We start from the raw sequence: 14073 nt of genomic DNA on the forward strand, positions 1-14073 counted from the left end.
AACCTGACTTACTTTAGTGTGAGACTCTTGATACTTTCGCTATCTGATCCGAGGATCAGCTCGCTTTCATCAAGCGCCCACACTTATCGGCTGTTAATTTTTAAAGAGCATTCTGCGAGGAACTTCGTGTTTCCCGGCAGCGCTGCGTTTTCAGCAGCAGAGAAGCGAGATTATGAACCGTGTTTCGCAGTTCGTCAACAACTTTTTTACTGCATCGTTGCGACTGCGGGGCTCAACTTCCAGGCCAGCTGCGCGCTCCAGACTGCAAGCACACCACCCACCTTGCTTCCCTTCTCCCGCGCCGCGTTTCCGTTAGCGCGAAAGAGGCGTGATTGTAGGCAGCCTCTTCGATCTGCGCAAGGGGTTTCTCAAAAAATATAAGGCCCCGCACGCTGCCGCGTGCGGGGCCTTATATAGAAGCAGCCGAACCGTCAGGCCGCGCGCACCTGGCGCGCGACGATCTCCATATAGTGATCGAGATCCGGCGTCGCCTTGCCTTCCTCCTTCGCCGTATCGTCCCAGCGGCGCAGACGCAGCGCGTCCTCCGCGAACGGGCGCTGCAGGAACGCCGCCGTCTCCTCTTCACTGAAGATGCCGCCCTGCAGCGCGAGGCTGCGCACCGAGTCCGGCGACAGGCTCTCGAAGTAGCCGGCGTCCGTGCGGCACAGGCAGCGCTTCGCGTCGACGTGCAGCCGGATCGGCTCCAGCACCGCGTCGGAAAACAGCGGCCGCAGGAACGGCAGCACGTAATACTGATGCAGATCGTCGATCCCGCGCGCGCTCGGCGTCTCGCCCTGGCGATTCAGCAGATGCCCGAGGTCATGCAGGAACGCCGCCGCGACCAGCGCTTCGTCAGCCCCCGCCTCTTCGGCCAGCAATCCGCTCTGCAATGCATGCTCGAGCTGCGTGACCGGCTCGCCGCTATAGGCCACATGGCCATGCTCGCGATACAGCCCGTGGATCTCTTCCACCGTCAATGCCATTCATTCACTCCCAAGGCAGCGAAAACGTCTTCAGGTTCGTGAAGCTCTTCATCGCCTCCTGAACGCCTTCCTTGTAACCGAGCCCCGAATCCTTGATCCCGCCGAACGGTGACAGCTCGATCCGGTAGCCGGGCACTTCCCATACATTCACCGTGCCGACGTTCAGCTCGTTCACGAACCGCACGACCGCCGCCGTGCTGTCGGTACAGACGCCCGACGACAGCCCGAACGCCGTCCCGTTGCTGATCCGGATCGCGTCGTCGATCGTGTCGAACGTGATCACCGGCGAGACCGGCCCGAAGGTCTCCTCGCGCACGAGCGTCATCGACGGATCGACGTTGTCGAGCACGGTCGGCGCATACAGCGCGCCGCGCCGCACATTGCCGGTCAACAAGCGCGCGCCCTGCGCGACCGCCTCTTCCACTCGCGCCTCGAACAGCCGCGCCGCTTCCTCGTCGATCACCGTGCCCATTTCGTTCGCGGGATCGAACGGATCGCCGTACTTCCATGCACGCGTCTTCTCGACGAGCAACTCGGTAAACGCCGGCGCGATCGAACGCTGCACCAGCATCCGCTTGACGGCCGTGCAGCGCTGGCCCGAATTCCGGTACGAGCCGAGCACGGCCAGCGACGCCGCGCGTTCGAGATCGGCGTCCTCGAGGACGATCAGCGGATCGTTGCCACCCAGTTCCAGCACGATGCGGCGGTAGCCGGCCCGCGCGGCAATCGCCTTGCCGATCGCCACGCCGCCCGTAAACGTAATCAGCGACGCATGCGGATGCGTGACGAGTTCGTCCGCGATCTCGCGCGGATCGCCGGTCAGCACCTGCAGCATCGGCTCCGGCAGCCCGGCTTCGTACAGCAGATCGGCCAGGTAGAACGCCGACAGCGGCACCTTCTCCGACGGCTTCACGATCACGCGGTTGTTGGTCGCGATCGCCGGCGCGATCTTGTGCGCCACCTGGTTCATCGGATGATTGAACGGCGTGATCGCGACGATCACACCGTCGAGCGGCTGCCGCTGCGAAAACACGCGGCGCGCCTTGCCGTGGGGCGTCAGGTCGCACGAGAAACTCTGCGCGTCGTCGCGCAGCGCCTCGACCGCCGCAAACTTCAACACGTCGGCCACGCGGCCGATCTCGTAGCGCGAGTCCTGTTTCGACAGCCCCGATTCGAGCGTGATCAGGTCGGACGCTTCCTCGGTGCGCTCGCGCAGCAGCGCGGCCGCACGCTCGAGGATCTGCGAACGCTCGTACCGCGTGAGCTTCGGCCGGTACGCCATCGCATAGTCGAATGCCGCGCGCACATCGTCGATGCTCGCCAGCGGCACCGTCCCGACGCGCGTGCCCGTGTAAGGGTCCATGACGTCGAGCGTGCGTTCCCGCGTCGCGCGCGTGCCGCACCAGCGCAGCGCCTCTGCACGAAACGCCGGGTGATCGTGTCGGGGATGAGCCATCATGCCGCGACCCGGTTCAGCACGAAATCGAACACGTCGAAGTTGCGCGGGCGACGCGCGGGATCGGCCGGCTCGATACGGCGATTGAACAGCAGCGGCACTTCCTGCTCCGACACGCCGCCATGCGAACGCAGCGGCACCGTGAGGCCCGACAGATCGTGTTCGCGCTCGCGCGTGCCGAGCGTCATGTCGCGGCGGCCGATCACGACGAGATCGCCGATCCGGTCGGCCGGCAGCTCGAAACGGGCTGCGGCTTCCGCGTTGTCGAGCACGAGCTCGACGCCGTCGAGGCCGCCGATGCGCCACATCGCCTCGGCCCGGTCGACGCCCGGTGCCAGATAGACGGTCGCAAACGAACCGAGCGCGCCGTGGTGCACGACGTACGGATCCGTGATCGGCAGGATCACGCGCGCGGCCTGCGCGCCGTACCAGCCGTCGAATGCGTCCTGCAGATAGATGACGTTCGGCCGGCCCGTCGCGGGATCGTGCTTCGCGTTCATCCCGTGGTCGGCCGTGAGGCCGATCGCCCAGCCGAGCGCGTCGAGCTGCGCAAGATAGCCGTCCATCATCGCGTAGAACGCGTTCGCGCCGGCACTGCCCGGCTCGCACTTGTGCTGCACGTAATCGGTGGTCGACAGGTACATCAGATCGACCTGGCGCGTCTGCGCAAGCCGCACGCCGGCCGCGAACACGAATTCGGACAACGCCGCGCTGTAGACGTCCGGCGACGGCAGGCCGACCCAGTCGAGCACGTCGACGATCCCGTTTTCCGCGAGATTCGCCTGCGCGGCCTTCTCGGCCGAAAAGCAGATGCCGTTCAGTTGCCAGCCGAGCAGCCGGCGCAGCTTGTCCTTCGCCGTCACGACGGCAACCCGCGCACCGGCGTCGGCCGCCGCCGCGAGCAGCGTGCCGGCCCGCAGGTAGGCCGGGTCGTTCATCATGACTTCGGCGCCGCGTCCGCCGTCGGCGGCCGAATCCCAGAAGTAGTTGCCGCAGATCCCGTGGACCGCCGGCGGCACGCCGCAGACGATCGACAGGTTGTTCGGGTTGGTGAAGGTCGGCACGACGCAATCGGCGCGCCAGGCCGTGCCTTCCGCGATCATCCGGCCGATGAACGGCGCGACGCCCGCTGCCACCGCCCGTTCGAGATAGTCGTACTCGCAGCCGTCGACGCAGACGACGACGGTCGGCTCGACCGGCAGCCGGTAGTGGCGGCCGTTGACGTCGACGGAACGTCCCGCGAGCCCCGTCGATGCGCCGGCCGCCGACGCTTCACCAGGCTGGCGCAAGGCGAACGCGGCGTTCATGATGCCACCCGCTTGCCGCGCGGCACGCGCGCCGCGATCAGCAGCAGCGCCGCGAGCGACGCGCCGAGCATCAGCAGCGACAGCGCCGATGCCGGAAGGTAATACCCGCGCTCCACCTGGCCGATCACGACGATCGGCACGGTGGCGAAGCCGGGCGGATACACCGTCAGCGTCGCGCCGAGTTCGCCGAGCGACAGCGCGAAACCGAGCGCGAGGCTCGCGCGCAGCGCCGGCACGAGCTGCGGCAGCAGCACGCGACGCAGCACCATCGCGGGCGGCGCACCGAGGCTCGCCGCCGCTTCGCGCAGCACGGTCAGTTCCGGACGCAGCGCGGCGGCCGCGCAGCGATAGCAGAACGGCAAGATCAGCGCGAGCTGCACGAGCACGACGATCGCCGCCGAGCTCGACAGGTCGACCGGCTTCTGGTGATACGCGATCAGCACCGCGAGCCCGAGCACGACGCTCGGCACACCGTTCGGCACCATCACGAGCGCATCGACCACCGCGCCGAGGCCGCGCCGGTCGCGCCCTTCGAGCGCCAGCGCGAGCCACAGCCCGAGGACCGTGCCGACCGCCGACACGCCGAAGCCGATTTCCAGGCTCGTCAGCAGCGCATCGTATTCCGGCGACCCGAGCCGCTCGAACCAGCGCAGGCTGTAGCCGGCCGGCAGGATCGTGCCCGACCACTGCGTCGACACGCTCGACAGCGCGACGACGATGACCGGCAACACGAACAGCCAGAAGCACGCGAACGCGGCCAGCGCGAGCGCCGCGCGCGACGCATGCTTGAGCACCGTGTCGCCCCAGCCGATCTGGTGGCGCGGCACGGCTTGCCCGATACGGAATTCAGCGGACATCGTTCCCTCCCGTCGCACGCCGGTTCACCCGGCGATAAACCGCATACAACGCCAGCGACAGCGCGAGCATCACGACCGCGCCGGCCGACGCGGTCGGCAGGTCGAGGTCGACCGTCGCGCTGCTGTAGATCGCAACCGGCAGCGTCACGAGCCGCGCGCTGCCGAGCACGAGCAGAATCCCGAATTCGTTCAGCGTCAGCAGGAAGCACAGCACGGTGCCGGCAGCGATGCCCGGCCATGCGATCGGCAGCACGACGCGACGTGCCAGCATCCAGCCGGACGCGCCGAGGCTGCGCGCGGCTTCGATCAGCCGCAGGTCGAGCGTCGCGAACGACGCGAGCGTCGGCCGCACGACGAACGGCGTATAGAACACGGTCTGCGCGAGAATCACGCCGCCGATGCCGAACAGGAAATCGAGCGGCGGATTCTCGAGATGGAACAGGTGCTGTAGCGCGATGCTGATCGAGCCTTGCGAGCCGTACAGGAAGATCAGCGTGAACGCGACGAGGAACGACGGGAACGCGACGTACAGCTCCAGGAAACGCGTGACGAGCGATGCGCCCGGAAAGGGCTTGAAGAACAGCAGCGCGGCCAGCAGCACGCCGAGCACCGACGCAGTGCCGGCGCTCGCGAACAGCACGCCAAGTGTGGTCAGCAGCACGCTGCGCGTATCGGGGTTGCCGAAGAACGTGCGGTACGCGGCGAAACTCAGCCCGTGATCGCCCGACACGCTCAGCAGCACGAGCCGCACCAGCGGATAGACGACGAGCGGGCCCAGCAGGACGATCGCGAGCGCGGCCAGGTGCAGGTCGCCCATGCGCTTGCGGCGCCGCGCGGCGGCGGCGTGCGCGGCGGCCGACGCGAGCACGTGCGGCGGCAGGCGGGCTTCAGGGCTCGATAAGGACGACATCGTCTGCCTCGCAATGCAGGGAAACGCGCGCACCGCGCTCGGGAGCCGCACCGCGGCCGCGTTGCATCGTGACGCGCACCGGCTCGTCGGGGGCCGCATCGATCGTGACCGCGATCGACAGGTCAGCGCCCTGCCATTCGACGGACGACACCGTGCCGTGCAGCCCGCCTGCGGCCGGCGGCATCAGGGTCAGGCGCTCGGGGCGCACGCAGGCCACCTTGCCGCGCACTTCGTGGCGCGGATCGCCGAGCGGGAAGATCACGTGCGGCGGCAGCAGGTTCGCCGGCCCGAGATAGCGTGCGACGTAGCCGTCCTGCGGCGCGTCGTACAGCTGCTGCGGCGTGCCGAGTTGCGCGATGTGGCCGTCGCGCATCAGCAGCGCGCGATCGGACAGCACGAGCGCGTCGTCGCGGTCATGCGTCACGCAGACGACGGTCAGGTTCGGCAGGCGCTCGTGCAGCGCCTTCAGTTCGCTGCGCACCGATGCGCGCAGGTTGGCGTCGAGCGCCGACAGCGGCTCGTCGAGCAGCAGCACGTCCGGCTCGATCACGAGTGCGCGCGCCAGCGCGACGCGCTGCTGCATCCCGCCCGACAGTTGCGCGGGCAGGTGATGGCCCGCATCGCCGAGCTGCACGAGCTTCAGCGCATCGGCGACGCGGCGCGTCACTTCCGACGACGCCATGCCGCGTGCGCGCAGCCCGAATGCGACGTTCTCGAACACCGTCAGGTGCGGGAACAGCGCGTAATTCTGGAACAGCAGACCAAGATTGCGCTTGTGCGGCGGCGCATAGGTCAGGTCGCGTCCGGCCACGGTCAGCGTGCCGGTCAGGCCGTCGGCCTTCACGAACCCGGCGATGAAGCGCAGCAGCGTGGTCTTGCCGCAGCCGCTCTTGCCGAGCACGGTCAGAAATTCACCGGCACCGATCGACAGCGACAGATCTCCCAGCACCGTGCGTGCGCCGTAGCGCACGCTCAGGTGTTCGATCTGCACGCCGCCCGGCGCGCCGGACCGCAGCGTAGCCTGCGGTTCGGCGGCGCCGAATGCGCCGGGATGGGTCAGGGCGGTTTCCACCGGGTTCATCCTCTTGCTCACAAATACAGGCGGCGTACGCCGATCACTTCGGCTTGACGACGTCGAGCTGCTTGCCCGAGCTGCCGATCACGTCCTTCTTCCAGCGCTCGATCCACACCGGCTTCTTCGCCATCACCTGGGTCCAGTCGACCGGGATCAGCTTCACGCCCGCGATCGCCTTCTTGACCGCTTCGCCGTTCTTGCCGGCCAGCGGCACGTCCGTGCGGCCCGGGATGCCGTACATGTCAGGCACCTTCGACTGCACGTCCGTCGACATCAGGTAGTCGATCAGCTTCTTGCCGGCGTCCTGGTTCGGGCCGCTCTTGATCAGGCCGATGCCGTACGGGAGCTGGAACGTGGTCGGCTGGTCGCCTTCCTTCGCGGCCAGGAAGATCGGCTTGACGGACAGCGCGCCGTGTTCGGCATCGTCGAGGTCCATCTGCAGGTCGCCGTTCGCGACGCTGATTTCGTTACGCGACAGCAGCACGTTCAGGTAGCCCGTGCCCTTCGTGTGGAACTTCACGCTCTGCGACAGCTTCGCGAGGTAGTCGAACGCCTTGTCCTCGCCCATCAGCGACGTCGTCAGGATCAGCACGGCCATCCCGTCGCCGGCGGTGGCCGGGTTCGAGTACGCGACCTTGCCGGCGTAGGCCGGCGCGAGCAGGTCGGCGAACGTCTTCGGCTGGCTCTTCACGACGTCCGGGTTGATCGCGAACGAGAAGTAGTTGTTCACGAACGTCGCCCACGTGCCGTCTTCAGCCTTCGCGATGGCCGGCACGTTCTTGTAGTTCACGCTCTGGTACGGCTGCAGCAGGCCCATCTGGCCAGCTTGCTGAATGAACGGCGGCAGCGTGACGATCACGTCGGCCTTCGGGGAGTTCTTCTCGATGTTCGCGCGGTTGACGACTTCACCGCTGCCCGCCGTCACGATGTTGACCTTGACGCCTTCCTTCTTCTCGAAAGCCGGCAGCACATCGCGATAGAGGTTCTCGAGGCCGTCTGCCGTATACAGCACGACCGCGTTCGCCGCATGTGCGGGCAGCGCGGCGCCCATCAGGCCGGCGACGCTGGCGGCCAGCGCAAGCTTGCGGAACGCGCCGGCAGCGGCGCGCGAGGGTTTCTGCAGTGTCATCTGACTTCTCCGTAGGCGGAACACCAAATGGCCGGGGCACGATCCGGCTCTCCTGTTATCTCCGGGCGGGGCCGAGCGACGGCCCGCCTCGCTACCGCGCCGAGGTTAGGTTTCGCGCGGCAAGCGAAGGATCACAGCGTTCGATGACAAACCCGTGACGAATGCGGCAATTTCCAAAAAATGACACATTTTGCCAATATCATGCAAGTCATTCAGAAATGCCGCCCGGCGTTTCTTCCGATCTTTGCAAGGGAAAACCATGTCCGATCCGATTCTTCTTACGCCTGGCCCGCTCACGACGTCCGCCACAACGCGCCACGCAATGCAACATGACTGGGGCTCGTGGGATGCCGCGTTCAATCAACTGACGGCCAGCGTCTGCGCCGATCTCGTCACGATCGCGCACGGCGGCGACGAGTACGTGTGCGTCCCGATGCAGGGCAGCGGCACGTTCTCGGTCGAAGCCGCGCTCGGCACGCTGGTGCCGCGTGACGGTGTCGTGCTGGTGCCCGACAACGGCGCGTACTGCGCGCGCATCCTGAAGATCCTCGGCCGGCTCGGTATCGAAGCGATCGCATTGCCGTTCGGCGAGGACGCGGCCGTCGATCCGGCCGCGCTCGAAGCCGCGTTCGCACGCGAGCCGCGCATCACGCATGTCGCGCAGGTGCATCTGGAGACGAGCGCCGGCATCCTGAACCCGCTCGACGACATCGCCGCCGTGTGCCGGCGCCACGACAAGCGGCTGATCGTCGACGCGATGAGCTCGTTCGGCGCACTGCCGATCACGCTGGCCGGCAGCGGCATCGATGCGCTGATCTCGGCGAGCGGCAAATGCCTGGAAGGCGTGCCGGGGATGGGGTTCGCGATCGTGCGGCGCGACGCGCTCGACGCGAGCGAAGGCAACTCGCCGTCGCTCGCGCTCGATCTGCACGATCAATATGCGTACCTGCGCAAGACAGGCCAGTGGCGCTTCACGCCGCCGACGCATGTGATCGCCGCGCTGCGCGCCGCACTCGATCAGTACCTCGCCGAAGGCGGCCAGCCGGCGCGCGGCGCGCGCTATGTGGACAACTGCCGGACGCTGGTCGAGTCGATGCACGCGCTCGGCTTCACGCCGTTCCTCGATGCGAGCGTGCAGGCGCCGGTGATCGTCACGTTCCACGCGCCCGACCACCCGGCCTACGATTTCCGCCGCTTCTACGACGCGGTGCGCGACGCGGGCTTCATCCTGTATCCGGGCAAGCTCACGCAGCTCGAGACGCTCCGTGTCGGCTGCATCGGCGCGATCGACTCGAACGATATCCGCCGCGCGGTCGCGGCCATTGCGCAGGCGGTCGAATCGCTCGGCATCGCAGTGCAGCGCGCATAAGCGCCGTACCACGCAAAAAAGCCCGGCGGCCTTGCGGCTGCCGGGCTAACGCACAGGATCTGCGTGGAGCCGGTGCTTACAGCTCGATCCGCTTGATGTCGCCGACCACGAAGATGTACGACGCTGCTCCGACCAGCGCGATCACGCCGATGAACACGAGCGCGCCGACGAACGACCCGGTCGACGCGACGATGAAGCCGACCACGAGCGGCGTGACGATGCCCGCCAGGTTCGCCGCGAAGTTGAAGATGCCGCCCGTGACGCCGAGCAGGCCGTCCGGCGCGATGTCCGACACGAGCGTCCAGCCGAGTGCAGCCATCCCCTGCGCGAAGAATGCGACCGACATGATCGCGATCACGGCTTCGTTGCTCTGCACGTAGTTCGCGAGAATGATCGTCGATGCGAGCAGCAGGCCCGCGATGATCGGCAGCTTGCGCGCGAGGTTCGCGGACTTGCCGCGACGCAGCAGCCAGTCCGAGAAGATCCCGCCGAACATCACGCCGACCGACGCGGCGATGAACGGCATCACCGCGAAGAAGCCGATCTTCAGCCAGCCCATGTGGCGTTCGGTGGCGAGGTAGGTCGGGAACCAGGTCAGGAAGAACACGAGCGTCGAGTTGCCGGCGAACTGGCCGAGGCAGATGCCCGCGAGCTGGCGCTTCTTCACCAGTTTGCCGACCATCGACCAGCTGAACTTGGCCTGCGCCGGCTTGTCGCCCTTGTCGCCGCTCTTGCGCGCACCGTGTACGAGACCGCCGCCCGCCTCGATATAGGCCAGCTCCTCCGAGTTCGCACCCGGATGGTTGCGCGGCTCGTGATAGAACTTCCACCAGACCAGGCCGAACACGATACCCACCGCGCCGACGACCCAGAACAGCGAGCGCCAGCCGAACGCCCCCATCAGCGCGAACAGCACCGGGCTGAAGAACGCGAGGCCGATGTACTCGCCGACGGTATAGGTACCCGTCGCCATCGCACGCTCGTTCTGCGGGAACCACGTCGCGACGACGCGGCTGTTGGTCGGGAAGCACGGCGCTTCCGTCACGCCGAGGCCGAGCCGGCACGCGAGCAGCGTCGCGACGCCGGGCACGAAGCCTTGCAGGAACGTGCACAGCGACCACAGCGTCATCGACCAGTAATAGGTGATCTTGCTGCCGAAGCGGTCGAGGAACAGGCCGCCGGGAACCTGCATCGCGACATACGTCCACGAAAATGCGGAAAACATGATGCCCATCACGGCCGCGTTGATGCCGAGCTCCTTGGTGAGCTGAGGCGCAGCCACCCCCAGCACGGTGCGGTCGAGATAGTTGATCATCGTGCCGATCGCGAGCAGCGCGAGAATCTTGTAGCGCGCCGAAGTGCGCCGGACGGTGCCGGACGCCTGCGCCGGCGCGGCGCTCGTGTGGGTGGTGTGCTGCATGGTCGTCTCCTGGTCTCTCTTTATGGAAGGGGTCAGCGCGCGACGAGCGACTGAAAGTGTTCGAACATCCGCTCGGCGTCGGGCGTGCGTCCGGTGAAGATCTCGAACGCGTCGACCGCCTGGTAGACGGCCATCCCGCCGCCCGGCAGCGTGGCGCAACCGGCCGCGCGCGCCGCGTGGATCAGTTCGGTTTCGAGCGGGAAGTACACGATGTCGGCCACCCACATGCCCGCGTGGAGCAGTTCGGCCGGCAGCGGCAGGCCCGGATGCTTGGCCATGCCGGTGGGCGTGCAGTGGATCAGGCCCGTCGCGGCGCGCATCGAGGCCGCGAGATCGTCGCCCTGCACGACGCGTGCCGCCGGGAAGCGCTGCTGCAGCTCGGCGGCGAGCGCGGCGGCGCGCGTGCCGTCGACATCGAAAATCGTCAGTTCGGCCGCGCCCATCTGCAGCGCTGCGTGCGCCACGGCCGCGCCCGCGCCACCCGCGCCGAGCTGGACGACGCGTTCGAGCGACGCGCCGGGCAACCCGCGGCGGAACGATTTCGCGAAACCCGACCAGTCGGTGTTGTGGCCGATCCGCTTGCCGTCCTTGAACAGCACGGTGTTCACCGCGCCGAGCGCGCGCGCATCGTCCGACAGTTCATCGAGGTGCTCGATCACGCGCTGCTTGCACGGGTGCGTGATGTTCAGGCCGTTGTAGCCCATCCGCTGCGCGGCATCGAGCAGTTGCGGCAGCGCGTCGACGGTCACGCCCAGCACGTCGAGATCGATGCGCCGGTAGACATAGCCGAACCCCTGGCGGAAGCCTTCTTCCTCGTGCATCGCGGGCGACAGCGAGCCGCCGATGCCCTGGCCGATCAGGCCGATCAGAAACGACGGGCGGCTCATCGTGCGGCTCCCTGCGCGAACAGCGTCGCCAGACGCTGCAGCGCGAACACGTAGCCCTCGGTGCCGCAGCCGCAGATCACGGCTTCGGCGAGCGCCGACACATAGGAATGGTGCCGGAACGCCTCGCGGCGATGCACGTTCGAGATATGCACTTCGATCACCGGCTTCGCGATCGCTGAAAGCGCGTCGGCCAGCGCCACCGACGTATGCGTATAGGCGGCCGGATTGATCACGATGCCGTGCGTGTCATGACGCGCGACATGCAGCCAGTCGATCAGCTGGTGCTCGGCGTTCGACTGGCGGAAGTCGATTTCCAGCCCGAGCGCCTCGCCCGCCGTACGGCAGCGCTGCTCGACATCGGCGAGCGTTTCCGCGCCGTAGATATGGGGCTCGCGTGTGCCCAACAAATTCAGGTTCGGGCCGTTCAGCACGAGCACCTTGTGCTTGCTCATCGTGTTTCTGCTCCTGAAACAGGGGCGGACCACGATCGGCGCCGCCCCGAAGACATCGGAATGTGGCGCTAGTGTGCGCCCGTGCAAGCGGGCTGTCTTTTCGGGTTTTCGCTAATTTGTACCACCTAGTTAGTTTGTACAATATGCATCACCCGCCTAGTAAATTCGGGATATGGCGCCTGTCATGAACTCAACGACTGGTTCATTCAGGGCCGGTTCGGCCGACGCCATGCCCGCTCATCCTCAGGAATCGCCCATGCAGCGCTCGATCGCCACCGTGTCACTGTCCGGCACGCTCGCCGAGAAACTCGCCGCCATCCAGGCCGCAGGCTTCGACGGCGTCGAAATCTTCGAAAACGACCTCGTCTACTTCGATGGATCGCCGGCCGACGTCCGGCGCATGGCCGCCGATCTCGGCCTCGACATCGTGCTGTTCCAGCCGTTTCGCGACTTCGAAGGGGTGAGCGCGGCCCAGCTCGCCCGCAACCTCGACCGGATCAAGCGCAAGTTCGACGTGATGCATGCGCTCGGCACCGACCGCATCCTGGTGTGCAGCAACGTATCGGCCGACACGATCGCGGACGACGGGCTGCTCGTCGACCAGCTCGGCGAGCTCGCCGAAGCCGCGCGGCAGGCCGGCGTGGTCGCCGCGTACGAAGCGCTCGCGTGGGGCCGCGTCGTGAAGCGCTACGGCCATGCGTGGAAACTCGTGAATGCCGTGAACAGCCCGCACCTCGGCCTGGCGCTCGACAGCTTCCACACGCTGTCGCTCGACGATTCGCCGGACGCGATCGCGGACATCCCCGGCGACCGGATCGCGTTCGTGCAGATCGCCGATGCGCCGAAGCTCGCGATGGACGTGCTCGAATGGAGCCGCCATTTCCGCTCGTTCCCGGGCCAGGGCGACTTCGACCTCGCACGCTTCACCGCGCGCGTGATCGAGTCGGGCTATACGGGGCCGCTGTCGCTCGAGATCTTCAACGACGGCTTCCGCGCCGCGCCGACCGCGATCACGGCCGCCGACGGTCATCGCTCGCTGCTCTATCTGGAAGAACTGACGCGCGAGCGGCTCGCGCAGGACGGCCGCGCACCGGCCGCCGGCCAACCGCTGTTCGCGCCGCCGGCGCCGCCCGCGCACGTCGGGTTCCAGTTCATCGAATTCGCGGTCGACGCGCAGGCGGCGGCGACCGTCGGCGAATGGCTCGGCCGGATGCGCTTCCGGCTCGCGGGCCGCCATCGCTCGAAGGACGTGACGCTGTTCCAGCACGGCGCCGCGTCGATCGTGCTGAACGCGGAGCGCGACTCGTTCGCCGATGCGTTCTTCCAGCAGCACGGGCTGTCGCTGTGCGCATCGGCATTCCGTGTCGACGACGCGAAAGTGGCGTTCGAGCGCGCGGCCGGCTTCGGCTATGCGCCGTTCTCCGGCCGCGTCGGGCCGAACGAGCGCGTGCTGCCGAGCGTGCAGGCGCCGGACGGCAGCCTCGAATACTTCGTCGACGAAGCGCCGAACGCGCCGACGCTGTACGAATCGGATTTCGTGCTGACCGACATCGACGGCCCGAGCGAAGTCGGCCCGCTCGCGGGTATCGACCACGTGTGCCTTGCGCTGCCGGCCGACGCGCTCGATACGTGGATCCTGTTCTTCAAGACGGCATTCGGCTTCGAGGCGGAACGCAGCTGGCTCGTGCCCGACCCGTACGGGCTGATGCGCAGCCGCGCGGTGCGCAGCGCCGACGGCTCGGTGCGGATCGCGCTGAACGCGTCGGTCGACCGGCACACGGCGGTCGCCGAATCGCTCGACCGCTACCACGGCACGGGGCTGAACCACGTTGCGTTCCGCACGGACGACATCGTGAAGACGATCGCCGCGTTCGCGGCCGACGGCATTCCGTTCCTCCGCATTCCGCCGAACTACTACGACGATCTCGCCGCACGCTACGCGCTGCCGGACGACCTGATCGAGACGCTGAGCACGCATCACCTGCTGTATGACCGTGACGAGCACGGCGGCGAATTCCTGCACGCGTATACAGAACTGGTCGACAACCGCTTCTCGCTCGAAATCGTCGAGCGGCGCGGCGGATACGACGGCTACGGCGCGACGAATGCGGCCGTGCGGCTCGCCGCACAGGCGCAGCGCAGGAAGTAACGGAAGGAAGCCGACCGGGATTCAAGGGGCGCATCACATTCGCGGCCCGCGGCCGCCTCAAAGGGCCACATCATGCGCG

12 protein-coding genes are annotated in these 14073 nt (G+C 67.2%); 2 read left to right on the forward strand and 10 right to left on the reverse strand.

Annotated elements, in window-relative coordinates:
- Positions 1–431: 431 nt before the first annotated feature.
- The 7 genes from CFB39_RS30280 to phnS are packed head-to-tail and all read right to left on the reverse strand — an operon-like array spanning position 432 to position 7717.
- Complete coding sequence (locus CFB39_RS30280; protein WP_089475711.1) at positions 432–983, reverse strand: phosphonate degradation HD-domain oxygenase; 552 nt, start codon at positions 981–983, stop codon at positions 432–434.
- Between the two features lie 4 nt (positions 984–987).
- Complete coding sequence (gene phnY, locus CFB39_RS30285) at positions 988–2442, reverse strand: phosphonoacetaldehyde dehydrogenase (protein WP_089475712.1); 1455 nt, start codon at positions 2440–2442, stop codon at positions 988–990.
- Complete coding sequence (gene phnA, locus CFB39_RS30290; RefSeq protein WP_179257758.1) at positions 2439–3746, reverse strand: phosphonoacetate hydrolase; 1308 nt, start codon at positions 3744–3746, stop codon at positions 2439–2441. Before phnA ends, phnY begins: the two co-directional genes overlap by 4 nt.
- On the reverse strand, positions 3743–4603 hold the full coding sequence (phnV, locus tag CFB39_RS30295) for a 2-aminoethylphosphonate ABC transport system, membrane component PhnV (RefSeq protein ID WP_060074338.1): 861 nt from the start codon (positions 4601–4603) through the stop codon (positions 3743–3745). The genes phnA and phnV overlap by 4 nt, the downstream gene beginning before the upstream one ends.
- Positions 4593–5513, reverse strand: a complete 921-nt coding sequence (locus tag CFB39_RS30300) for a 2-aminoethylphosphonate ABC transporter permease subunit (protein WP_089475713.1) — start codon at positions 5511–5513, stop codon at positions 4593–4595. Before CFB39_RS30300 ends, phnV begins: the two co-directional genes overlap by 11 nt.
- Entirely contained in the window at positions 5491–6594 is a 1104-nt protein-coding gene (gene phnT, locus CFB39_RS30305; RefSeq protein WP_179257759.1) for a 2-aminoethylphosphonate ABC transport system ATP-binding subunit PhnT, read from the reverse strand. Before phnT ends, CFB39_RS30300 begins: the two co-directional genes overlap by 23 nt.
- A gap of 34 nt (positions 6595–6628) precedes the next feature.
- Positions 6629–7717 carry a 2-aminoethylphosphonate ABC transporter substrate-binding protein gene (gene phnS, locus CFB39_RS30310; RefSeq protein ID WP_089429023.1) on the reverse strand — a complete coding sequence of 363 codons (1089 nt, stop codon included), beginning with the start codon at positions 7715–7717 and terminating at the stop codon, positions 6629–6631.
- 259 nt (positions 7718–7976) lie between these two features.
- Here phnS and CFB39_RS30315 point away from each other — a divergent pair, with 259 nt between their 5' ends.
- Entirely contained in the window at positions 7977–9086 is a 1110-nt protein-coding gene (locus CFB39_RS30315) for a 2-aminoethylphosphonate--pyruvate transaminase (RefSeq protein ID WP_089475715.1), read from the forward strand.
- A 76-nt stretch (positions 9087–9162) separates the two neighbouring features.
- On the opposite strand, the gene CFB39_RS30320 is transcribed toward CFB39_RS30315, so the two are convergent.
- The 3 genes from CFB39_RS30320 to aroQ are packed head-to-tail and all read right to left on the reverse strand — an operon-like array spanning position 9163 to position 11845.
- On the reverse strand, positions 9163–10506 hold the full coding sequence (locus CFB39_RS30320) for an MFS transporter (RefSeq protein ID WP_089429021.1): 1344 nt from the start codon (positions 10504–10506) through the stop codon (positions 9163–9165).
- Between the two features lie 32 nt (positions 10507–10538).
- On the reverse strand, positions 10539–11393 hold the full coding sequence (locus CFB39_RS30325) for a shikimate dehydrogenase (RefSeq protein WP_089475716.1): 855 nt from the start codon (positions 11391–11393) through the stop codon (positions 10539–10541).
- Positions 11390–11845, reverse strand: coding sequence for a type II 3-dehydroquinate dehydratase (gene aroQ / locus CFB39_RS30330; RefSeq protein ID WP_089475717.1), 456 nt, complete (start codon positions 11843–11845; stop codon positions 11390–11392). The genes CFB39_RS30325 and aroQ overlap by 4 nt, the downstream gene beginning before the upstream one ends.
- A 256-nt stretch (positions 11846–12101) precedes the next feature.
- On the opposite strand from aroQ, the gene CFB39_RS30335 reads away from it, so the two are divergent.
- Positions 12102–13994, forward strand: a complete 1893-nt coding sequence (locus CFB39_RS30335; protein WP_089475718.1) for a bifunctional sugar phosphate isomerase/epimerase/4-hydroxyphenylpyruvate dioxygenase family protein — start codon at positions 12102–12104, stop codon at positions 13992–13994.
- Positions 13995–14073 lie beyond the last annotated feature (79 nt).

Origin of the sequence: Burkholderia sp. AU6039 (assembly GCF_002223365.1) — a bacterium.
Taxonomy (GTDB): domain Bacteria; phylum Pseudomonadota; class Gammaproteobacteria; order Burkholderiales; family Burkholderiaceae; genus Burkholderia.